The organism is Nocardia amikacinitolerans NBRC 108937, assembly GCF_001612615.1.
Lineage (GTDB): Bacteria > Actinomycetota > Actinomycetes > Mycobacteriales > Mycobacteriaceae > Nocardia > Nocardia amikacinitolerans.
The window spans coordinates 224,330-245,660 of the sequence record NZ_BDAU01000013.1; the positions used below are offsets into that span (position 1 = coordinate 224,330).

General features: G+C 69.7%; 22 protein-coding genes. 10 read left to right on the forward strand and 12 right to left on the reverse strand.

All coding sequences use genetic code 11. The features are described 5' to 3' along the window. Positions 1-36 precede the first annotated feature (36 nt). Entirely contained in the window at positions 37-474 is a 438-nt protein-coding gene (locus tag NAM01S_RS13790) for a DUF6841 family protein (protein WP_067784716.1), read from the reverse strand. A 289-nt stretch (positions 475-763) separates the two neighbouring features. On the opposite strand from NAM01S_RS13790, the gene NAM01S_RS13795 reads away from it, so the two are divergent. After that, positions 764-1,600, forward strand: a complete 837-nt coding sequence (locus NAM01S_RS13795; RefSeq protein WP_067784718.1) for an alpha/beta fold hydrolase — start codon at positions 764-766, stop codon at positions 1,598-1,600. A gap of 35 nt (positions 1,601-1,635) precedes the next feature. Then, entirely contained in the window at positions 1,636-2,547 is a 912-nt protein-coding gene (locus tag NAM01S_RS13800) for an alpha/beta fold hydrolase (protein WP_084482915.1), read from the forward strand. 85 nt (positions 2,548-2,632) lie between these two features. Here NAM01S_RS13800 and NAM01S_RS13805 read toward each other — a convergent pair whose 3' ends face one another. From NAM01S_RS13805 to NAM01S_RS13825, 3 genes are all read right to left on the reverse strand, one after another. Then, complete coding sequence (locus NAM01S_RS13805; protein WP_067784721.1) at positions 2,633-3,367, reverse strand: ESX secretion-associated protein EspG; 735 nt, start codon at positions 3,365-3,367, stop codon at positions 2,633-2,635. Then, on the reverse strand, positions 3,367-5,316 hold the full coding sequence (locus NAM01S_RS35010; protein WP_157107731.1) for a hypothetical protein: 1,950 nt from the start codon (positions 5,314-5,316) through the stop codon (positions 3,367-3,369). The genes NAM01S_RS13805 and NAM01S_RS35010 overlap by 1 nt, the downstream gene beginning before the upstream one ends. A gap of 86 nt (positions 5,317-5,402) precedes the next feature. Next, positions 5,403-6,584: an FAD-dependent monooxygenase gene (locus tag NAM01S_RS13825; protein ID WP_067784733.1), complete on the reverse strand. Its 1,182-nt coding sequence runs from the start codon at positions 6,582-6,584 to the stop codon at positions 5,403-5,405. Positions 6,585-6,697: 113 nt separating this feature from the next. On the opposite strand from NAM01S_RS13825, the gene NAM01S_RS13830 reads away from it, so the two are divergent. Further along, positions 6,698-7,438 carry a TetR/AcrR family transcriptional regulator gene (locus NAM01S_RS13830; RefSeq protein ID WP_067784736.1) on the forward strand — a complete coding sequence of 247 codons (741 nt, stop codon included), beginning with the start codon at positions 6,698-6,700 and terminating at the stop codon, positions 7,436-7,438. A gap of 27 nt (positions 7,439-7,465) precedes the next feature. After that, positions 7,466-7,888 carry a limonene-1,2-epoxide hydrolase family protein gene (locus NAM01S_RS13835; protein WP_067784739.1) on the forward strand — a complete coding sequence of 141 codons (423 nt, stop codon included), beginning with the start codon at positions 7,466-7,468 and terminating at the stop codon, positions 7,886-7,888. Positions 7,889-8,207: 319 nt separating this feature from the next. Here NAM01S_RS13835 and NAM01S_RS13840 read toward each other — a convergent pair whose 3' ends face one another. Next, positions 8,208-8,480: a hypothetical protein gene (locus NAM01S_RS13840; RefSeq protein WP_067784742.1), complete on the reverse strand. Its 273-nt coding sequence runs from the start codon at positions 8,478-8,480 to the stop codon at positions 8,208-8,210. 452 nt (positions 8,481-8,932) lie between these two features. On the opposite strand from NAM01S_RS13840, the gene phoH2 reads away from it, so the two are divergent. From phoH2 to NAM01S_RS13860, 3 genes are all read left to right on the forward strand, one after another. Beyond that, positions 8,933-10,207: an RNA 5'-3' helicase PhoH2 gene (gene phoH2, locus NAM01S_RS13850; protein WP_245910127.1), complete on the forward strand. Its 1,275-nt coding sequence runs from the start codon at positions 8,933-8,935 to the stop codon at positions 10,205-10,207. A 203-nt stretch (positions 10,208-10,410) separates the two neighbouring features. Next, a complete protein-coding gene (locus NAM01S_RS13855; RefSeq protein ID WP_067784749.1) occupies positions 10,411-11,007 on the forward strand; it encodes an LGFP repeat-containing protein in 597 nt (198 codons plus the stop codon). A gap of 107 nt (positions 11,008-11,114) precedes the next feature. After that, a complete protein-coding gene (locus tag NAM01S_RS13860) occupies positions 11,115-11,984 on the forward strand; it encodes an acyl-ACP desaturase (protein ID WP_067784862.1) in 870 nt (289 codons plus the stop codon). A 68-nt stretch (positions 11,985-12,052) separates the two neighbouring features. Here NAM01S_RS13860 and NAM01S_RS13865 read toward each other — a convergent pair whose 3' ends face one another. The 4 genes from NAM01S_RS13865 to glpX all read right to left on the reverse strand — a co-directional run bounded on the left by NAM01S_RS13865 (position 12,053) and on the right by glpX (position 15,792). Beyond that, positions 12,053-13,456 carry a class II fumarate hydratase gene (locus tag NAM01S_RS13865; RefSeq protein ID WP_067784752.1) on the reverse strand — a complete coding sequence of 468 codons (1,404 nt, stop codon included), beginning with the start codon at positions 13,454-13,456 and terminating at the stop codon, positions 12,053-12,055. Between the two features lie 99 nt (positions 13,457-13,555). Next, on the reverse strand, positions 13,556-13,693 hold the full coding sequence (locus NAM01S_RS35015) for a hypothetical protein (RefSeq protein ID WP_169810849.1): 138 nt from the start codon (positions 13,691-13,693) through the stop codon (positions 13,556-13,558). Continuing rightward, positions 13,693-14,673 (reverse strand): aminoglycoside phosphotransferase family protein, encoded by a 981-nt coding sequence (locus tag NAM01S_RS13870; protein ID WP_218018396.1) that lies wholly within the window; start codon positions 14,671-14,673, stop codon positions 13,693-13,695. Before NAM01S_RS13870 ends, NAM01S_RS35015 begins: the two co-directional genes overlap by 1 nt. A 75-nt stretch (positions 14,674-14,748) precedes the next feature. Then, on the reverse strand, positions 14,749-15,792 hold the full coding sequence (gene glpX / locus NAM01S_RS13875; RefSeq protein ID WP_067784755.1) for a class II fructose-bisphosphatase: 1,044 nt from the start codon (positions 15,790-15,792) through the stop codon (positions 14,749-14,751). A 131-nt stretch (positions 15,793-15,923) separates the two neighbouring features. Between glpX and NAM01S_RS13880 the strand changes: the two genes are divergently transcribed. Then, positions 15,924-16,490: a DUF4245 domain-containing protein gene (locus tag NAM01S_RS13880; protein ID WP_067784758.1), complete on the forward strand. Its 567-nt coding sequence runs from the start codon at positions 15,924-15,926 to the stop codon at positions 16,488-16,490. Between the two features lie 174 nt (positions 16,491-16,664). Next, positions 16,665-17,168 (forward strand): GNAT family N-acetyltransferase, encoded by a 504-nt coding sequence (locus NAM01S_RS13885; protein ID WP_067784867.1) that lies wholly within the window; start codon positions 16,665-16,667, stop codon positions 17,166-17,168. Between the two features lie 184 nt (positions 17,169-17,352). Here NAM01S_RS13885 and NAM01S_RS13890 read toward each other — a convergent pair whose 3' ends face one another. The 3 genes from NAM01S_RS13890 to NAM01S_RS13900 form a co-directional block, all read right to left on the reverse strand. After that, positions 17,353-17,589 (reverse strand): exodeoxyribonuclease VII small subunit, encoded by a 237-nt coding sequence (locus NAM01S_RS13890; RefSeq protein WP_067784761.1) that lies wholly within the window; start codon positions 17,587-17,589, stop codon positions 17,353-17,355. Positions 17,590-17,591: 2 nt separating this feature from the next. After that, on the reverse strand, positions 17,592-18,926 hold the full coding sequence (gene xseA / locus NAM01S_RS13895; RefSeq protein WP_067784763.1) for an exodeoxyribonuclease VII large subunit: 1,335 nt from the start codon (positions 18,924-18,926) through the stop codon (positions 17,592-17,594). A 73-nt stretch (positions 18,927-18,999) separates the two neighbouring features. After that, on the reverse strand, positions 19,000-19,644 hold the full coding sequence (locus NAM01S_RS13900; protein ID WP_143861403.1) for a lipid droplet-associated protein: 645 nt from the start codon (positions 19,642-19,644) through the stop codon (positions 19,000-19,002). A 136-nt stretch (positions 19,645-19,780) separates the two neighbouring features. Between NAM01S_RS13900 and NAM01S_RS13905 the strand changes: the two genes are divergently transcribed. Continuing rightward, on the forward strand, positions 19,781-20,791 hold the full coding sequence (locus NAM01S_RS13905; RefSeq protein ID WP_067784768.1) for a 4-hydroxy-3-methylbut-2-enyl diphosphate reductase: 1,011 nt from the start codon (positions 19,781-19,783) through the stop codon (positions 20,789-20,791). The last annotated feature ends 540 nt before the right edge of the window (positions 20,792-21,331 follow it).

The following is a 21,331-nucleotide window of genomic DNA, read 5'->3' on the forward strand; positions in this document are numbered from 1 at the left end:
GACCGTGACCGTGGGCGGATGAGGACCGGGCCGCGGCTAGCCCGCCGACAGATCGATGCCCTTGGCCGCGGCGAGTTGCGTGAGCTTCTCCACCTCGTCGATCGGCACCGCGACGTAGGTGTGCAGGGTCTCGTCGTCGCGCCGCAGCAGGTACTCGTAGTCGCCGTCGGTGAGCAGATCGTCGTTCTCGTCGTAGAAGTGCCAGCGGACCCGGACCCGCGTGATGAGCGGCGTCAGGTCGACGTGCTCGAGCAGGGTGTGGCCGACCCTGGCGAGCCCGAGGCGCTGATAGAACGGATACGACTGCGCGAGCCCCTGCGCCATCTCGGCGTTGCTCGACAGCGAACCCACGAAACCGTCGCTGAGAATGCTGCCCGGCGTGCCCCACATGGCGGCCGACCGTTCGGCGTCGAATGCGCTCAACGCGGCCTGATACTCGTCGAGAAACGACTCGATTTCATCCCGTGTTGTCATCCCTCCAACCTAGGCGTACCTCCGCCTTCACTGCGGCCATGCGCGGGTTTCGGACGGACTGTCGTCCGGCGGCGCCTGTCGTGCGTACCCCGCCTTCGCTCCGTGCGCGGCTGCACCCGGCGTTGCCGACTTGCTGCCGCGGGCGCAGGTGAGGACCGTGGTGCGACACGAAGGCATGTGATGCACATCACAGGTACCTGCGATGAATCTCAGAGCGCGCCATCGTCTCAATCGGTGAGCGGTGCCGGACAGCGCCGTTGAATCTGGTTTGCGGAGAAGGACATTGAACGTGGAGACCATCACCACGCCCGGGGGCGTCGAGCTGGCATTCGATCGCACCGTCGGCGGTGAAGCCGGAACGGTGATCCTGATCGGCGGAGCATTCAGTTACCGGGCATTTCCGAAAATGGTCGAGCTGGCCCGGAAATTGAGCCAGGAGTATGGGCTCACGGTCGTGAACTACGACCGGCGCGGTCGCGGTGACAGCACCGATTCGCCCGGTGTGTACGACGTCGAGAACGAGATCGACGACCTCGCCGCGCTGATCGAGGCGGTCGGCGGCGAGGCGGCGGTCTTCGGCTGGTCCTCAGGTGCGGGATTGGCGCTGCTCGCCGCGGCCTCGGGTCGGGTACCCGGCATCACGAAGGTGGTGGCCTTCGAGCCGCCGTTCGTCACCGACCATGAGAACTTCGTTCCCCCAGCGGATCTGGCGGTGAAACTGCACGAGCTGATCGCCGCGGATCGGCGCGCCGAGGTGGTGAGGTACTTCATGACCAAGGGCATGGGTACGCCGCGCTTGTTCGCCGCGATCATGCGCTTCACACCCTTCTGGAAAAGTCTGCTGGCCACCGCGCCTAGCACCGCCCACGATTGGGCGATCATGGGTCCGTACATGCGCGGTTCGGCACTGAGTCCGGCCGACTGGGCGGGCGTAAAGGTTCCCACGCTGGTCGTTTCCGGCGGCAAGAGCGGAGCCCTGCTGCGGTCCGCCGCACGAGCCATTACCGCCGTGCTTCCGAACGCGCGGCACGAGGAAGTGGCGAAGCTGAGCCACAATCCGAATATCGACCTGCTGGTCCCGGTCTCCGGCGAATTCCTCGTCGGCGCAGAGCGATTCGCGGCGTGAACGCGCCACCCGACCGAGAGGATCGAACCGTGCGTATGCGCATCGTGTCGCTGTCCGTCCTGAGCGCCGTGGCCGTATCCGCTTCGCTGGTCAGCGGCTGCGGTAGCGACGACACCACCGGCGGTGGCGTGTCCACCTCGCAACCTCTGCCCGCTGCGGCCGATCAGGCATCCGCCGACGGCAGGGGTCGCTACGCCGAGATCAACGGCGGTCGGCTCTACTACGAGTCTCGCGGCGCCGGGCAGCCGTTGATTCTGCTGCACGGCGGGCTCTCGACCGCCGAATCCACCTTCGGCGCGTTCATCCCGGAGCTGTCCGAGAACCGGCGGGTCATCTCGGTAGAGCTGCAGGCCCACGGTCATACACCCGATCGCGAGCGCCCGCTGAGCTACGAGTCGATGGCCGATGACGTCGCGGCGCTCATCACCCACTTGAATCTCGGCAAGGCCGATCTGTTCGGCTACTCGCTCGGCGGCGGTGTCGCGATGCAGGTGGCCGCTCGCGCACCGGACCTGGTCGGTCGGCTGGTCGTCATGTCGGCGCCCTACCGTTCCGACGGCTGGATGCCCGCCACGCGCGCCGGGATGGCCGCGATGGAACCCGACGCCATGCGCGGCACCCCCATGTACCAGCTCTACAGGAGCGTCGCACCGGATCCGGCCGGCTGGACGTCTCTGGTGACGAAGACCCGGCAGCTGCTCGCCCAGGATTACGACTGGGGTGCGCAGCTGGCGATGATCCAGGCGCCGACGCTCGTACTCGTCGCCGAATCCGACGCCCTGTATCGAGAACACGCCACGGATATGGTCTCCCGGCTGAGCCACGGTGCGGCCGCGAGTGCTCGACTCGAAATCGTGCCGAGCACAACGCATTACGACATCATGTACCGGTCCGACCTGATCTTGCCCACGCTAACTTCATTCCTGGCGTCGGCGACCATCCGGTAGTGCGCCAATCCCGCGAAGCTTTGTGCCGCTGCGACATCCGACGAGAGCCCGCCCCGTCAATCCCGCAATCAGCGGACGGGCCTGGTCAGTCCATGCGGGCACGCGCCCGGATGATCGATTCGTCCAGGTAGCGGGCGATGTCGGCGGTGGTGGCGGGGCGGATCATCAGGGCGCGGTTGGCGGGGACTTCGCAGTAGCGGCCGTCGTCGGTGTCGATCCAGCGCAGTTTGCCGGTGCGGAGAGGATCGGCGTTGCGGGGGCCGAGCAGGACGGTGACGGTGCCGCGCGTCGTACATGGCTGGCGCCAGAATCGGCGGTAGCGGTCCCTTGTCGCGGTGGCCGGTATGGTGCCGAAGGGGTCGGTGCGTTCGTCGGCGAGATCATCGAGGAGATAGGTTCTTTCGGCGACGGTGCCCGGCTCACGGTCGGGGAGCAAGCGGACGAGTTCCGTGGCGAGCTGGTCGGTGCGGCAGCGGCGCAGCCGAATTCGGCCGCCGTCGGGAGCCGGGTTCTGCAACGCGACGACGCCGGAACCACCCCGGTGGGCGCAGCCGATGGCGCGCAGCTCAGCGCCGCCGCGCCGGTTGTCGATGCCGAAAAGCTCGATGCGCCAATCGGGCCGGGCCAGCACCTGGATGGCGCGTTGCAGCGGCACGTGCTCGTCGTGTTCCAGCTCGGTGCGGAAATCGCGCTGGTACGCCTGGTATTCGCGAAGGCCGGGGAAGCGGCTGGTGAAGCGGAACGGGAACGGCATCCGATCCAGTCCGGTGCCGAACCACACCGCCGCGAACTGCTCGGCCGAGAGTATCCACTGCGCCATCAGTCGGCTCCCAACGCCGGCGGGACGGTCTTGGGCGTCTCGCCGATCAGCTCTTGGCCGTGCTCTTCGGAGCGCAAATACTTCGCCGACCGGTGCTCGCCGTCCTCCTCGGCCCGGGTTCGCGGCGCGGACGGCATCAGGCCCGCGTAGCCGGTGGAGCCGGGGATGCCCGCGCGGGCCGGAACACCCGACGGCGGTGCGGGATTCGGGGTTGCCGCGGGCTGGGCGGGTACGGAGGAGCCGGGGCTCGGTGGTGGTGCGGGGGCGTTGGGCGGTGGGACAGGCGCGGACGGACGTGCGGGATCGTGGAGCGCGGCGGGGGCGAGCGGAGGTGGTGGGCCTGCGATGGGGGATTGACCGAGGGGTGCGTTCGGTGCGAGGGGTGGGGTCGGTGCCGAGAACGTGGGTTGCGACGAGGTGAGGGACGGGAAAGCCGTGGACGGCGCGGAACCTACGGACGTCGGAGTTGGTGCGGCGGGCATCGGGGGCGCCGCGGCGGGCGTGGGAACCGCGGACGTAGGAGGCGGCGCGGAGGGCGCGGGCGCGGGCACCGAGGATGGTGGGGGCGATGCGGACGTCGGGGACGATGCGGCTGAGCTCGGCGGCGTGGATGCGACTTCTTGTGCGGAAACAGACTGTGCCGCAACGGAGTCCGTTTCGCCGCCGGTCGAGTTCGGGGGACGCTCGCCGTTGTCCCCGGCGGACGAGCCGTGATTCGACGCCGTCCCCTGCTCCATGGATTCTCCTGGTCGCGTCCCCGCCCCGCCTTGCGCGCCGGTCGTGTCCCCGACGAGGTGGTCGGGACCAGACCCGACCTGTCCGCCGGTGCCCGGTTTCGCGCCGTTCTCGGGTTGTCCGCCGGTCCCCGGCTGCGCGCCAGACCCGTACTGCTCTTCGGTGCCATCCTCGGCCTGCGCACCGTTCTCGGTCTGCGTTCCGGTTCCAGGTCGAGCCCCGAAGCCGGACTGCCCTTCCGCGACGTGCTGCGCGCCACCTTCAGGCTGCACACCGGATCCCGGCCGTGTGCCGTCCTCGGCCCGTGCGCTGTCTCCGGCCTGGGTCCCGGTGCCGGCCTGCGCGCCGTTCTCCTGCTGCGCACTCGACTGCGCACCAGTTGCTGGCTCTGCGCCGTTCACCGGCTGGGTCCCGGTCCCCGGCTGTGCCAGGCCCCCCGGCTGGGCGCCGGACTCGAACTGACCGTGGCTACCCGGCTGCGCGGCATTTTTGGTGTGCGCTCCTGTCCCCAGGTGCGAGGCGTTCACCGGCTGCGCTCCCAGTGCGGGTTGTGCTCCGGCACCTATGGAATGCGCCCCCGCCCCGAATAGCGTCTCATTCCCGGGCTGGGCTCCAGCTCCCGGCTGCGTCCCCAGCCCGGCTCCCGCACTGTAATCGGTCATCCTGCCCGTACCCGGCAGAGCGCCCTCGAGGAGCCCGTCCGCACCGGCACCGCCGACCCCCACCGGCGACGGCAACGTCGGGATCCGCGCCGCCGTCGCACCGTACGGCTGGATGTAGAGCCTGTTCATATCGTCGCGCGCCTGGTCCTCTTGCGCGTTGCGCTCCTCCGGCGCAGCGGAATTCCCGGTACTCACCTCCGGGATGGCCGCCTTGAACTGCGCGGCCGCGCTCGCCGCCGCCGCGATCGGCTCCGATTGCCTGCCCAGCGCCGCCCCGAGTTCCCCGAGCCTGCCGAGGAAGTCGCGGACACCGCGCACGGCCGCGTCCGCCGCGGCGCCCTCCCACCGCTGGTCGACCGCCCGCTGTAGCGCCGAGCCGAACTGCTCACCGGCGGCGATGACCATCCCGGACAGCCCGGCCCATGCGTCCTGAGCGGCTATCGACGCGCTCGGGTTCATCCTGTCGGCGGCTGCTTTGATCTCCGCGTGGGAAAAGCTCTGCGCGTTCTCGGGATTGGTGATCGCGCTGCTGTCGGTACCGTGCACTGCCATCGCGGTGGCCCCTTCCGTCAGTGCCGTTTGAACCTAATAGACGCACCCGCGCACGAAGCGGTTCCACCGAAACTCGGGAAATCCGTTCAGCGCGCCGCCAGCAGGGCGGGATAGTCGCGCAGGTCGATGTCGTTGGCGGCGTTGTCGCCGTACTTCGTCATCAGCGTGAACAGCCGGGAGCCGAGGAACCAGTTGCGAAGCCGGATGCCGATAGCAGTGGACGGCGCTAGGAATCGCCCGGCGTTCGAGTTGCCCGCGATCTTCGCGTACCGGCGCATGATCTCGTCGTAGCGGGCGAACGCGACGGTGTGGTCGCCATCCGCGAGCGCCAGTTCCCCGGCGAGCACGTACGCGCCCACCACAGCGAGCCCGGTTCCGAAGCCGCCCAAAGTGTTTCCGTACGCCGAATCGCCGACGAGCGCGACACGGCCCGCGGTGTAGCGGTCCATCCGCACCTGCCCCATCGAATCGAGGTAGACGTCGTCGAACTCGGCGAGTTCGGCGAGCATCCGCGGCACCTCCCAGCCGAGCCCCGCGTAGTGCTCGGCGACGATGCGCCGCTGCGCGTCCATGTCGTCCCGCGCGTACGCCAGTTCCGGCGCCGCGAACAGGTACAGCTGTTGGGCCTTCGAGCCACCGCTGATCGCGAGCCGTCCCGGCGCGTTGTGACCGTAGGCGACGGCCCGCTCGCGTTGCGTCGACGAGTCGCTCCACGGGCTCGCCCCGGCGACGCAGTAGTAGTGCCCGAGGTGTCGCACGAACTCGCGCTCCGGCCCGAACGCCAAATGCCGGACCCGGGAATGGATTCCGTCGGCGCCGACGACGAGGTCGAAGGTGCGATCCGGTCCGCGCTCGAAGGTGATGTGCACGCCATCGGCGCTCTCGGTGAGCCCGGTGATCGAATCCCCGAAGACGTACTCGCAGTCGTCGGCCGTGTGGCGGTAGAGGATCTCGGCGAGGTCCCCGCGCAGGATCTCCACATCGCCGCCGGTGAAGTCGCCGGACATGAGCGCGAGCCGCGAGCCGCGTTCGTCGACGAACACCACGTCCGACGCCCCGGTGCGGTGCTCCCAGATCTCCTCCCACACACCCATCCGCTCCAACACGGTGCGGTGCGTGCGGCCTTTGAAATCGACGGCCTGCCCGCCGGGCCGCGGCGCCACGGCGCGCTCGACGACGGTGACCTCGAACCCGTACCTGTGCAGCCAGAACGCGAGGGCGGGGCCCGCGATACCGGCGCCGGACACGAGAACGGAATGGTGGCGCATGGTTTCTCCCGAATTGGCGAATTGCGTCCGCCATATTCTGTTTCCGGCAGACGCAAATCAGCGTATGGTAGACACAGTTCCGGGTCAACCCGTTCGTCCTGGAGGATTCGCCGATGTCGTCACCCACCACCGCGGAACTGCTGTGGGGCACCAGGCAGCCGCCTCGGCGCGGACCGAAGCCCTCGCTGACGCTGGCCGGGATCGTCGCGGAGGCGATCGCGCTCGCCGACGCCGATGGCCTGGTCAACCTGTCCATGCAGCGCCTCGCCGAACGGCTCGGCTACACGAAGATGTCGCTGTACCGCTACGTGCTGGGCAAGGAACAGCTCATCGCACTGATGCTGGACACGGCCATGGGCGAGCCGCCCGAACCGCCGGGCGAGCCGAGATGGCGGGAGGCCTTGCGCGGCTGGGCGCTGGCCATCTTCGACCGCTACCGCGCGCACCCGTGGACGCTCGAGCTAGCCGTCGGAGCGCGCCCGATCGGCCCCAACGAGATGGGCTGGCTGGAGGCCGCGGTGGTCGCGATGGACGGCACGGGGCTGACCGGACCCGAGCGGCTGGACACGGTGGTCCTGCTCAACGGCCACGTGCGCAGCCTCGCCCAGCAGGTCGGTGCGGCGGGCAAGACCGACACGGCCGAGCAGGTGCTGCGGCAGTTCACCGAGACGATGGCCGCCGCGGCCGATCGCTATCCCGCGGTCAGGGCGGCCTTCGCGGAGGAGGCCGCCCGATCGGCGAACCCGCCCTACGCCGACGACCCCGGCGACGCGCTGAACTTCGGCATCGAGCGGGTCCTCGACGGCCTCGCCGTCCTGATCGCCCGCCGGACCGCCGAAAACAACACCACATAGGGCGGCCAAGCGGCTTAAAGTCGAACCATGTCCGACGAACTCCAACTGCAGCAGGACGCGATCACCACGGTGCGGGAATTCTTCGCCGCCCTGGAGCTCCGTGCGGTCGGCGAGGCGCTGGAACTGCTCGATCCCGACATCGTCTGGAAGAACACCTCGCTACCGGACGTGCGCGGCATCCGGCGCGTCGGCGGCGTGTTGCGCGGGCTCGATCGTCCGATGTTCGGCTTCCGCGTCGATATGCACCACATCGCGGGCAACGGCGACATCGTGCTCACCGACCGCACCGACTACCTGCGGTTCGGTCCGGTGGAGATCGGGTTCTGGGTGACCGGCACCTTCGAGCTGCGCGACGGCCGAATCGTGCTGTGGCACGACCACTTCAGCTGGGAGAACTTCCTGCGCGGCACCGCCGTCGGACTCTTCCGCGCGGTCTTCACCCGCCGCTGAATCCGCCCGCCGCCGCACTCCGCTCGCTACCCGCCGCCGAATCCCGCCCGCTGCTGAATCTCGGTCGCCGCCGGCTGAATCCCGGTCGGCGCCCGCCAGCGACCCCCAGGCCGCAGGCCCACCGCTGAACTCCGGCCGCCCGCCGTCGCAAACCACCGCCCGCCGTCACCGACCGGCCCGGTCGCACCGGTTCGCCGCGCGGCTTCGGCCCGGTGTCGGTTTGCCGCCGCACTCCACCCGTTCGCCGATTCGCCCGGCGCGCACCGCCTTTCGGCGCGATCGCCGGACAGTCGCGGCCGCGTTGCCACGGCCGCCCTGGTCACGAATGCGCGACCAGGTAGTCCAGGTAGAACGGCCGTAGCTGCTCGGCCACCGCGCCGTCGCCCGCATGGATGTAGTCGTCGATCAACGGCAGCACGAACTTGATGCTCGCCTCGCTCTCGCCGACGTTCCCCGCGGCCGCCTCGGCGGCGGGAATGCGGGTGAGCAGCTGCCACAGGTATTTGATGTCCCCGCGGCGCACGGCCAGCCGCACCGCCCGGTCGTGCAGCTCCTTGGACGACAGGTTCTCGAGTTCCTCGTTACCGGCCATGATTCGACTCTAACTGTCCCGGTGAGCTGCGGCGACAACCACTTCGGCGACCCCGCCGAGCCGCGCGTTAACGGGATCTTCACCGACACGCCTCACCGTCCCCGAGCGCGGACCGGGCAGTCGGCGGTAACTTCGGAGATGCGGACCGCGTCGGTGTGGTTCGTACGGGAGGTCCTGACCGTGACTGAGCTACTCAGTACGAGGGGGCCGGCACCCGGCCCTCGTGGCATCTGACTCGAGTCGGATCCAGAAGGACGGACCGGTCCAGCGAGATCGTCCACGCGGGTGCCGTGTGGACACAAAAGGAGCCCACCGTGACTGCTGCACGCTCCGTTTCCGCCCCCTCGGCGCACTCCCGTTCTGCTGGCACAGGAAAGCGCGCCGCTGTCTCTTCGGACACCAAGGGGGCCCGCCCCTCGCTCTCCCACACTCCCGGTGCCAAGACCTTCGTCATCGACACCTCGGTCCTGCTCTCCGATCCCTGGGCGTTCACCAGGTTCGGCGAGCACGATGTCGTCCTCCCGCTGGTCGTCATCAGCGAACTCGAGGCCAAGCGGCACCACCACGAACTGGGCTGGTTCGCCAGGGAAGCCCTGCGCAACCTGGACGACCTCCGCCTGCAGCACGGCAGGCTGGACGAGCAGGTGCCGATCGGCACCGAGGGCGGAACGCTGCAGGTGGAACTCAATCACACCGACCCCACGGTTCTGCCGGTGGGCTTCCGCACGGAAAGCAACGATTCCCGGATCCTGGCCTGCGCCTTGAATCTCGCGGCCGAAGGTCGCGAGGTCGTCATGGTGTCCAAGGACATTCCGCTGCGCGTCAAGGCGAGCGCGGTGGGTCTGCACGCCGACGAGTACCACGCGCAGGACGTGGTGACCTCCGGCTGGTCCGGGATGGTCGAGATCGATGTCGCGTCCTCCCAGATCGACCAGCTCTACGCCGAGTCCGTGATCGACCTGGACCAGGCGCGGGAACTGCCCTGCCACACCGGAATCCGGCTGCTCGGCACCAGCTCGAGCGCGCTGGGCCGGGTGACGCCGGACAAGCGCGTGCAGTTGGTGCGCGAGCGCGAGGCGTTCGGTCTGCACGGGCGTTCGGCCGAACAGCGCATCGCGTTGGACCTGCTGTTGGACGAGAGCGTCGGCATCGTCTCGCTCGGCGGCAAGGCGGGCACCGGCAAGTCGGCGCTGGCGCTGACGGCGGGTCTGGAGGCCGTGCTGGAACGGCGCACGCAGCGCAAGGTCGTGGTGTTCCGACCGCTCTACGCGGTCGGCGGCCAGGATCTCGGCTACCTGCCCGGCAGCGAGAGCGAGAAGATGGGGCCGTGGGCGCAGGCCGTCTTCGACACCCTCGACGGACTCGCCTCGCCGGAGGTGATGGAGGAGGTGCTCAGCCGCGACATGCTGGAGGTGCTGCCGCTCACCCACATTCGCGGTCGCTCGCTGCACGACTCCTTCGTGATCGTGGACGAGGCGCAGTCGCTGGAACGCAACGTGCTGCTCACGGTGCTCAGCAGGCTGGGCACCGGCTCGCGCGTCGTGCTCACCCACGACGTCGCCCAGCGCGACAACCTGCGCGTCGGCAGGCACGACGGCGTGGCGGCGGTGATCGAAAAGCTCAAGGGACACCCGCTTTTCGCGCACATCACGCTGACCCGCAGCGAGCGCTCGCCGATCGCGGCGCTGGTCACCGAGATGCTCGAGGAGTACGGACCGAACTCCTAGAGCTGAGCTGGAGGTGCACCCGAGCTAACGCTCGGGGTGTGTTTCACCTCACATCGAGTGGGTAATATCCGCCGAGTTACCAGTTGGGCAACGGCCCGGCGCGTCTTAGTCGATTCGCCGGGCCGTTGCCGAACATCGGCCTAGGCTACGCGCGGTGCCGGTGTCAGGGCGCCGTCGGAGCCACACTCGAGAGGGGACGACATATGCACCACGCTCGACGCACGGCTGGATTCACGGTGGCGCTGGCGGCCGCCGCGCTGCTCATCGCGGGATGCGGTGGCGACGACTCGAACGAATCGGACAGCGTCCTCACCACCCCGACCCTCGGCATGACGACCGCCCCGATGGCGACCACGCACACCGAGGCGCACGGCACCGACAATCCCGACACCGACGATCGCGACACCGCGGATCAGACCCCGGATGCCGCGGACGAGACCAGGATCCCAGCCCAGGGCGGCGGCGAAGAGGTGACCGTCTCCGGCGACATCTACGACAAGTACATGGAGGCGGGCGGCCCGGAGGGCCCGCTTGGCGCCCCGATCGAGGCCCAGGAGAGCGCCCCGAACAACGGCAAGTACCAGGACTTCGTCGGCGGCACGATCTACGAGCCAGAGGACGGCGAGCCGCACATCGTCTGGGGCGAGATCCGCAAGGCGTGGGAGGAGAACGGCGGCGCGGCGGGCGAGCTCGGCTACCCGGTCAGCGACGAGACCGACATCCCCGGCGGCAAGAAGAGCGAGTTCAGCGGCGGCACCATCACCTGGGTGAACGGGCAGATCACCGTCACCATGAAGTAGTCGAACCCCCGCGACGCCCGAGACAGCGCACCGGCGCTTCTCGGGCGTCGTCGGCGATTCCCATCGGTAGAGTCCCGCGCCGCGGGCCGAACAGCTAGGTTGTGAGCGTGCAAAATCTCTTGACCGACCGCGAACTGCTCGAGGCGCTCGCGGATGAGGTGGAATCGAATCTGCGACGCCACATCGCCGTCGCCGACGGGTGGCAGCCGCACGATTACGTGCCGTGGGACGATGGCCGCAACTTCGCCTTCCTCGGCGGTGAGGACTGGACCCCGGAACAGTCCGAGCTCGGCGAGATCGCCAAGCTGGCGCTGACCGTGAGCGTGCTCATCGCGGACAACCTGCCCTCCTACCACCGCGAGATCGGCAAGTATCTGCGCACCGGTCCGTGGTGGCGCTGGGTCGGCCGCTGGACCGCCGAGGAGAACCGGCACGAGATCCTGATCCGCAACTACCTGATGGTCACCAGGTCGGTGGATCCGGTCGACCTGGAACGTCAGCGGATGGCGCACATGACGGCCGGCTTCCGCCGTCCCGCCCTGCACCTGCTCGACGTGCTCGCCAACGCCGCGTTCGAGGAGGCGGCGTCGGCCATCCGGCACCGCAACACCGCGGCGCTGAACGAGAACCCGATGGTCACCGCCATCGCCGAGCGCATCGCGGCCGACGACGAGCTGCAGTCGGTGTTCTTCGCCGACCTGGTCGCCGCGGCGTTCGCGATCGCGCCCGACCAGACCATGCGCGCCATCGCCGACCGGGTCGCCGGTTTCGAGGTGCCGAGCGTGGCGCTGCCGGACGGCCGCAGCAGCGACGAGGTGCTGGCCGAGGCGGGCATCTACGACCGCGCCAAGGAAGGCGAGCTGGTCTTCGCGCCGCTGCTGCGCCGCTGGAACGTCTTCGACCGGGCCGACCTCGGTTCCGAGGGCGAGGCGGCACGCGCGGAGCTGGAGCACCTGCGCGTGTTCTCGCCTGCCTGATCTGCGGCGCAGCGCTACCGAACGCCGAAGGGCGCCGGGCGGATTCACCTCCCCGGCGCCCTCTCGCATTACTTGGTGTCCTTCACCTTCGCCATCGACAGCACGTCGAGGCGGCGATCCAGCTCGGCCTCGGTGAGGCGGTCGCCGAGCAGGCCGCGATCGATCACCGTCTGCCGGATCGTCTTCTTCTCCTTCAGCGCCTCCTTGGCCACCGCCGCCGCCTCCTCGTAGCCGATCGCCGAGTTCAGCGGGGTGACGATGGACGGAGAGGACTCGGCCAGCGTGCGCAGCCGCTCCACGTCGGCGACCAGCCCGCGCACGCACTTGTCGGCGAAGAGCCGGGACACGTTGGCCAGCAGGCGGATCGACTCGAGCACGTTGCGCGCCATCACCGGAATGTAGACGTTCAGCTCGAAGGCGCCGTTCGCGCCGGAGAAGGCGACCGCCGCGTCGTTGCCGATGACCTGCGCCGCCACCTGCGTGACCGCCTCGGGCAGCACCGGATTCACCTTGCCGGGCATGATCGAGCTACCCGGCTGCAGGTCCGGCAGCTGGAGTTCGGCCAGACCCGTGAGCGGACCGGAACCCATCCAGCGGATGTCGTTGGCGATCTTGGTGAGACTCACCGCGACGGTGCGCAGCGCGCCGGACAGCTCGACGAGACCGTCGCGCGCCGCCTGCGCCTCGAAGTGGTCGATCGCCTCGGTGAACGCGTCGATATCGGTCGACTTCACCAGTTCCGCAACGACTTTCGCACCGAACCCGACGGGCGCGTTGAGGCCGGTGCCCACCGCGGTGCCACCGATCGGCAGCTCGCCGAGGCGCGGCAGCGTCACCATCAACCGGTCGATGCCCGCCGCGACCTGGCGGGTGTAGCCGCCGAACTCCTGGCCGAGAGTCACCGGGACCGCGTCCATCAGATGGGTGCGGCCCGACTTGACCACGGTGCGCCATTCCTCGGACTTGTCCAGCAGCGCGAGCCGCAGGTGCTCGAGCGCCGGGACCAGGTCCTTGATGACGCCCTCGGTCGCCGCGACGTGCGTGGCGGTGGGGAAGGTGTCGTTGGACGACTGGGACATGTTCACGTCGTCGTTGGGGTGCACGTCGACGCCCTTGGCCTTGGCGATCGAGGCGATCACCTCGTTGGCGTTCATGTTGGAGCTGGTGCCCGAGCCGGTCTGGAAGACATCGATCGGGAACTGGTCGTCGTGCTCGCCAGCGGCGATCTCGTTCGCGGCGGCGATGATGGCGTCCGCCTTGACGGCGTCGAGCAGGCCGAGATCCTTGTTCACCTCGGCGCACGCGGCCTTGAGCAGTCCGAGCGCGCGGATCTGCGCGCGCTCCAAGCCGCGTCCGCTGATCGGGAAGTTCTCCACGGCCCGCTGGGTCTGCGCGCGCCACAACGCGTGCGCAGGGACCCGTACCTCGCCCATGGTGTCGTGCTCGATGCGGTACTGCGTCTCCTCGGTCATGATTTCGACCCTATGCCGCACGAGGTCCGCGTGGGGCAGCCACGCCTGAGCGGAATACCACACCGGTCCGGCGGAATACCGGACCGGTGACGCCGGGACTCAGGAGGAGAACAGGACCTTGCCGAACGAGCGGTGCTTGTGGTGGTGGCCGTGCCCGTAGTGCGGGGCTGGCGCACCCCACGTGGGCGCGGGGGCGGCCGGTGGCGGCGGCGGCGCCGCGTAGCCGGACTCGGGCATCACGATATGACGGATGCGGTGGCTATCCGTCGGCACGCGTCCACCAAAGCCGTGTCCAGATCATCGAGTTCGCGTTTCTCGCGTGCGGCGGCGACCAGTGCCAGCGCGGCCGCTTGGACGGCGACGGCGCGGGCCGGAGTATCGAGCGCGGTCCACTCGTCCCCCTCCCTCGGCACCGCGACACCGCCCGCCGCGCGATAGGCGTCGAGAAAGCGGAGCCAGGTCACCGGCTCGAGAATGCCCGCGGCGAAGAGGGCGGCCGGGCGGGCCAGATCCCACGCCGGATCGCCGGAGCCGAGGTCGTCGATGTCGATGAGCCGCCAGCGGTCGGCGTCCGCTCGACCGACGCGGACCAGTTGGCCGAGGTGGAAATCGCCGTGCACGAGCGTGCGGCGCGCGGCCGCTTCGGGGAGCCCGGGGCGTGCTGCGAACGATTCGGGCAGCGCAGCGAATGCTTGGCACACGATCGTCTCGGCCGCTCGGTCCGGCACCGCGGCCTCGCGCAGCCGACGCATCGCCCGATGGACACGGGACGGTCCGCCCGCTTCCGGCAGACCGCGTCCCGGCAGCGCGTGCAGCCGGGTCAGCAGCGTCGCGGCGGCTTCCCACGGCGCGGCGTCGGGATCGTCGGGGTCGACCGGTTTGCCGTACGGCCACGCGGTGATCGTGCGACCCGCCGCGTAGGTATGGAGCGCGTCGCCGATCGGCAACGGCGGCAGCAGAATCCCCTGCGATGTGCTCGCCAGCCGGAGGCGGGAGAGCAACGCCGTCGCATCGGTGTCGACCGGATGGGCCTTGACGACGACCGCGCCGACCCGCAGCACCAGTACGTCGGCGCGTTCGACCAGTACCTGCGCGTCGGTCGCGTTCGGTGTTCCGGGAACCGTCGCCGACGCACCGGCGCGGGTGGCGATCTCGGTCATCGCGTCGACGAGTTCAGTTGTGCCAGGCCGGGTCTCGCGGCCGGATTCGTTCCCCACCACAGCATCTTCCCCCTTGTGAACGACTGCGGCCGCGTCCGGGAACACCGAACGCGGCCGCGAGGTCGAAGCCGATCAGGGCATCGGCGGGACCGCGTCCTCGTCGCCGTGGAAGTCGACCGAGGAGTACTCGCGCAGCTTGGTCAGGCGGTGGTAGGCGTCGATCATGCGGACGGTGCCCGACTTGGAGCGCATGACGATCGACTGGGTGGAGGCGCCGCCACCGTAGTAGCGGACGCCGCGTAGTAGGTCGCCGTCGGTGACGCCCGTGGCGCAGAAGAAGACGTTGTCGCCGGACACCAGGTCCTCGGTGGTGAGCACCCGGTCCAGGTCGTGGCCCGCGTCGATGGCCTTCTGGCGCTCCTCGTCGTCCTTCGGCGACAGCATGCCCTGCAGCGCGCCGCCCATACAGCGCATGGCCGCCGCGGCGATGATGCCCTCCGGGGTGCCGCCGATGCCGACCAGGATGTCGGTGCCGGAATCGGGGCGGGCCGCCGCGATCGCACCGGCGACGTCGCCGTCGGAGATCAGTCGGATGCGGGCGCCCGCGTCGCGGACCTGCTGGATGAGCTCGGCGTGCCGGGGCCGGTCCAGGATGCAGACGGTCAGGTCGGACACCGCGGACTTCTTCGCCTTGGCGACCCGGCGGATGTTCTCGCCGATCGGGGCCGAGATATCGATCACGTCGGCGGCGTCGGGGCCGACCGCGATCTTGTGCATGTAGAACACCGCCGACGGATCGAACATCGCGCCGCGCTCGGCGACCGCGAGCACCGAGATCGCGCCGGGGGAGCCCTTCGACATCAGCGTGGTGCCGTCGATCGGGTCGACGGCGAAGTCGACGTCAGGACCGGTGCCGTCGCCGACCGCCTCGCCGTTGTACAGCATGGGCGCCTCGTCCTTCTCGCCCTCGCCGATCACCACGATGCCGCGCATCGAAACCGAGCTGACCAGCTGCCGCATCGCGTCGACGGCGGCGCCGTCGCCACCCTCCTTGTCACCGCGGCCGACCCACCGCCCCGCGGCCATCGCGCCCGCCTCGGTCACCCGGACCAGTTCGAGTGCAAGGTTTCGGTCCGGCGCCTCGCGGCGGCTGGGTGCGGGCGAAGATGCCGTCATGGCGGGGTGCCTCCCTCGGGTCGTACGTACGGGACGATTGTCTCATTCCGGGGTCGGGCATCCGTGCACCCCTGTTCCAGGCGACGGGGGTGCCTGGCCGCGCACCCGCCCACCGAGTGGATACTGGGAGCGTGTCCTACCAAAAGCCACGCATCCTGCACGACTACAAGGATCTGTTCTTCTCGCTGATCCCCCTGGTGCTGATCGCCGTGGTCTTCGCCGCGCTGGCCAGCCAGTGCAGCTTCGCCGCCAAGGGGCCGACACCAGGTCAGATCCCGCACTTCGACGTGAAGGCGGCGCTCGAGACCGACGCTCGCACGCTGGCGTTCCCGATCCGCAACCCGAGCGTGCCCGCCGACTGGACCCCCAACTCCGGCAGCCGCGACACCGTCACCGGCCAGGGCGGCGGTCCGGTCAGCACCGTCGGCTACATCACCGCCCAGGGCACCTACATGCAGCTGACCCAGAGCAGCGCCACCGAGGAGTCGCTCGCCCGCTTCGTGCTCGGCTCGCGCTACGCCAGCGGGGCTCAGCAGATCGGCGACAAGAAGTGGATCGTCTACGCCGAGCCGACCGAGGAGACGGCGTGGATCGCCGACTTCGGCGGCGTCCGGGTGCTGATCAAGGGTGCGGGGAACGAGGCAGCGTTCACGACGCTGGCCCAGGCGGTGACCACCGCCCAGCCGATCGCCGGCTGAGCTCGATTGCCACCCGTTCGGTTCCCGATTAGGGTTGGCGCGACGCGAGATACGCGGATTCGAGGGTGCGGAGGTCGATGAATATGGCTGTCAACAGCCGTATTTCGCATGCCTTCCATCCGGTCCGCTGAATTCGAGACGCGGACCGGTCCTTTCGATGACCAGGAGTGTCACGTGTCTTCCCACATCTCCACCGGCGAGCTGAGCACCGAGCGCCTGATTCTGCGCCGCTGGACCCCCGACGACGTGTCCGCCGTGCTGGCCGGACACCGCCTCGCGCACTGGGCCGAGGACTTCCCCGCCGACGGCGATCGAGTGATCGCCGGGCTGTTCGCCGACCATCCGCAGTGGTACGGCGAGTACGGCCACCGATTGATCGTCGAGCGCGAGACCGGGCTCGTGGTCGGCTCGATCGGGCTGTTCTGGCCGCCGGGCGCGGATGGACTCGAGATCGGCTACGGCACGGTCCCGTCTCGGTGTGGGCGCGGGTACGCGAGTGAGGCGACCAGAGCGCTGACCGAGTACGCGCTGGGCGCCCCCGGTGTGCACAAGGTGTACGCGGACGTGGAGACCTCGAACCCGGGATCGGTGCGAGTTCTGGAGAAGGCCGGATTCCGCAAGACGGGTTCGGCCGATGGCGTCGTCCGGTTCGAGGCGACGGCCTTCGCGGGCGGCTAGCGGGCGCCCTGCCGCGTCGTCGGGTAGCGGCACACGATCGGTTCGCCCCGGCGCGGGCTGGTCGTGCGACCGCGCTCGTCGACGCGCGTCGATCAGTCGTCGCGGTTCACGTGGGCGACGACGTTGACGATCTTTCCGCTCGGGTCGCGGGCGAAGAATCGGCGCACGCCCCACGGCTCGTCGGTCAGTCCTCGTCGGTCGCGCCGCGGGCGAGGGCGTCCTCGACCCGTTTGCGCGCACCGGCCAGATGTTCCTCGCAGCGGTTGGCCAGTGCTTCGCCGCGCTCCCACAGGGCGAGCGAATCGTCGAGGTCCATGCCGCCCTGCTCGAGCATCTTGACGACGTTCACCAGTTCGTCGCGGGCGCGTTCGTAGCCGAAGTCCGCGATCTCGGCCAGCTCGTCCTTGCCGGCGTCGGCCAAGGTCAGTTCCCTCCTGTGCGTTCGTCGTCCCGGCGGGCGCCGGAATCGCGGGCGTTCGGCTTGCGAGCGCCGAGCGCCTTGGTGCCGAGGGCCGCCGCGGTCACGGCGCCATCGGCGACCCGGATGCGCAACTGGCTGCCCGCGGGCGCGTCCTCGATGCTGCGGACGACGTGCCGTTCCGAACCGGTCACGCGCTGCACGACAGCGTAACCGCGGGACAACGTCGCGGCCGGGCCCACCGCCGTGAGCTTTTCGCGCAGGTGTCGCGTCGCGGTGGCTTCGGTGCGAACCGTGTGCTCGGCGCAGCGCCGCGCGGAAACGCGCAGCCGTTCGATCTCCTCGGCGCGCCGGTCGACCTCGCGCAGCGGATCGGCGAGCACCGGTCGCGAACGGAGCTGGGCAAGCGCCCGGGTCTCGCGGTCCACCCAGCCGCGCAGTGCGGCGGCCGAACGGGCGCGCAGCTCGCGCACGCAGGCCAGCTCGGCGGCGGCATCGGGCACGACGCGCTTGGCGGCGTCGGTCGGCGTCGCGGCGCGCAGGTCGGCGACGTAGTCGGCGAGCGGGTTGTCGGGTTCGTGGCCGATGGCGCTGACGATCGGCGTCGTCGCCGTCACGATGGCGCGGCACAGCGCCTCGTCGGAGAAGGGCAGCAGGTCCTCGACGCTGCCGCCGCCGCGGGCGAGCACGATGACCTCCACGGCCGGGTCACGGTCGAGTTCGGTCAGCGCGTCCAGGATCTGCGGCACCGCCGTCGGGCCCTGCACCGCGGTGTTGCGCACTTCGAAACGCACTGCGGGCCAACGATTCTTGGCGACGGTGAGCACGTCGCGTTCGGCGGCGCTCGCGCGGCCGGTGATCAGGCCGACGGTGCCGGGCAGGAACGGGAGCGGCCGCTTGAGCCGGGGATCGAAAAGACCTTCCGCGGCGAGCAGCGCCTTGAGCCGCTCGATGCGGGCGAGCAACTCGCCGACACCGACCGGGCGAATCTCGATGACCCGCAACGACAGCGTCCCGCGGCCGGTGAAGTAGGTGAGTTTGCCGTAGACCACCACCCGGCTGCCTTCTTGCAGCGGGATCGGGGAGCGGCGCAAGAGATCGGGGTCGCAGGTCACCTGCAACGACATGTCGGCCGACGGGTCACGCAGCACGAGGAACGCGGTGCGTGCGCCAGGGCGCGCGTTGATCTGGGTGATCTGCCCCTCCACCCAGATGGAGCCGAGGCGGTCGATCCACTGCATGACCTTCACGGCCACGGAGCGCACCGGCCACGGGTGTTCGGCGGAGTTGGCGGGGGCCGCGCCTGCCTCGGCGGACGGCTGGGGACCGCTCTGTGTCATACGGACAGGTATACGCGGCGGGGTTGGCCGGACCGAGCCCGGCCAACCACCGGCGAGGTCGTCGCGGGTGCGATCACTGGGCCCGGACGGTGGCGATCCGGTTCGTCAGCATGGTCACGAACGGGGCGCGCGCCAGGGTCCGCTGCTCGTAGTCCAGCAGCGCGGTGAGGTCCTCGACGGTCAGCATGCGCAGGCGGGCGCGGAGCTGGGCGAGGGTCATGTTGGCGTAGTCGTAGCGGGTCGCGACCTCGGGCTCGGCGATCTCGGCGGGCTCGTCGTCGACGGACGCCGCCTCGTCGGAAGCCGGTTCCGCGACGGGCTCGGGCTCGGTGATCTCCGGCACAGTGATGGTCTGCACCGTGGCGACGTGCCCGTTGGTGGAGCCAGCGCTCGAATCCTCGGCGGTGTAGAGGTCGAAGCGGCTGGTACGGCCCGCGGTGGCGAAATCGTCGCCCGAGGTTTGCTCGTCGCCGAGGTCCTCGTCGAAGGTCGCCCACTCCGGCTGCTCCACCGGGCTGTTGGACAGCCGCTCGAACACCGCGTCGCCCTTGAGTGCGAGGCTGGTCACGAACTGCTGGACGTGCATGGTGGTCTGCAACATCTGGCTGATCGCGGTGATCGGGAAGTTCATCGCGGCCGTTGGTAACCGGCGGGTTTCTTCGAGGGCGTACACGGCGGCCCCGGCTGCGACCCGGGCCAGAAACGGTGGTCGAAACATGCTCATAGCCTGCCCGATACGCCATGATCTGCAAAGAACTAGTGTCACAGACACTATTGTCCAGGGCCTGGATCACATCGACGACCCGGCCGATGCGGCCATTCGGAGGTCTGCGGGTGCACGTATCCTGGGGACCATGTCTTCGGCCATCCCTTTGAACGTCGGAATCGCCCGCTCGGCGGGCGCCGGATCAGCCGATGCCGACGGTGGTAAGCGCGTGCTGCTAGCCGAGCCGCGCGGATACTGCGCGGGCGTCGACCGCGCGGTGGAAACGGTGGAGAAGGCGCTGGAGAAGCACGGCGCGCCGATCTACGTGCGCAAGGAGATCGTGCACAACAGGCACGTGGTGGAGACGTTGCGGGATCGCGGCGTCGTCTTCGTCGACGAGACCGACGAGGTGCCGCACGGCGCGGTCGTCGTCTTCTCCGCGCATGGCGTCTCCCCCGCGGTGCACGAGGCGGCCGCGGCGCGCGACCTGCACACCATCGACGCCACCTGCCCGCTGGTCACCAAGGTGCACCAGGAGGCCAAGCGCTTCGCGCGCGACGATTTCGACATCCTGCTGATCGGCCACGAGGGCCACGAGGAAGTCGAGGGCACCGCGGGCGAGGCCCCCGAGCACGTGCAGCTCGTCGACGGTCCGGACGCGGTCGACCGGGTCACCGTGCGCGACGAGAACAAGGTGATCTGGCTGTCGCAGACCACGCTCAGCGTCGACGAGACGATGGAGACGGTGCAGCGGCTGCGCGAGCGTTTCCCCGCGCTCCAGGACCCGCCCAGCGACGACATCTGCTACGCCACCCAGAACCGTCAGGTCGCGGTGAAGGCGATGGCGCCGGAGTGCGATTTGGTCATCGTGGTCGGCTCGCGCAACTCCTCGAACTCGGTGCGGCTGGTCGAGGTCGCGCTCGGCGCGGGCGCGCGCGCCGCGTACCTGGTCGACTTCGCCCGCGAGGTCGACCCGGCCTGGCTGGAGGGCGTGCGCACGATCGGCATCACCTCCGGCGCGTCGGTGCCCGAGATCCTGGTGCGCGGCGTGCTCGACATGCTCGCCGAGCACGGCTACGCCGACGTGCAGCCGGTGACCACCGCCAACGAGACGCTGGTCTTCGCGCTGCCGAGGGAACTGCGGACCGCGAGGAACTGAGCTGCGCCGCTGCGCACCGGTCGGGGCTGATCTCTCGGCGGAGCTGGCGCTGCGCGCTGTTTCGGCGCTGCTGTCGACCGAGGCCGATTCTGGGCGGTGCTGAGTTGCTCGATGTGGCCGGGTGGGCGTTGCTGTCGGCCGACCACGCCTTCTTGGTGGCGCTGCGCTAGTCGACGCGGTCCCTGCGTCGGTGCTTCCGTCGACCGTCGCTGATTTTCCCGGCGGCGCGACGCTCGTGTGGCTGCTGCGGCGCTGCTGTCGATCGAGGCTGCTCGTTCGGCGGCGTTGCGCTACTCGATGCTGCGCAGTGGGGCGGCTGTCGGCGACGCCGATCTTCCCTGGGGCGCGCTGTTCGGCGTCGGACGCCGCAGACTGCGGGTCAGAGACTCTCGGGCTTGCGGCGCTGGGCGCGGCTCGAATCGCGTTCGCGATAGCGCACATTCGGCTGCGGGTGCGGCGGCACCTCGGCGCGTCCGCGGGCGCCGCGAGGCGGTTCGCCCTCCGTGCGCGGCACCGGCGCGGGTCGCGCGCCGCGCGCCG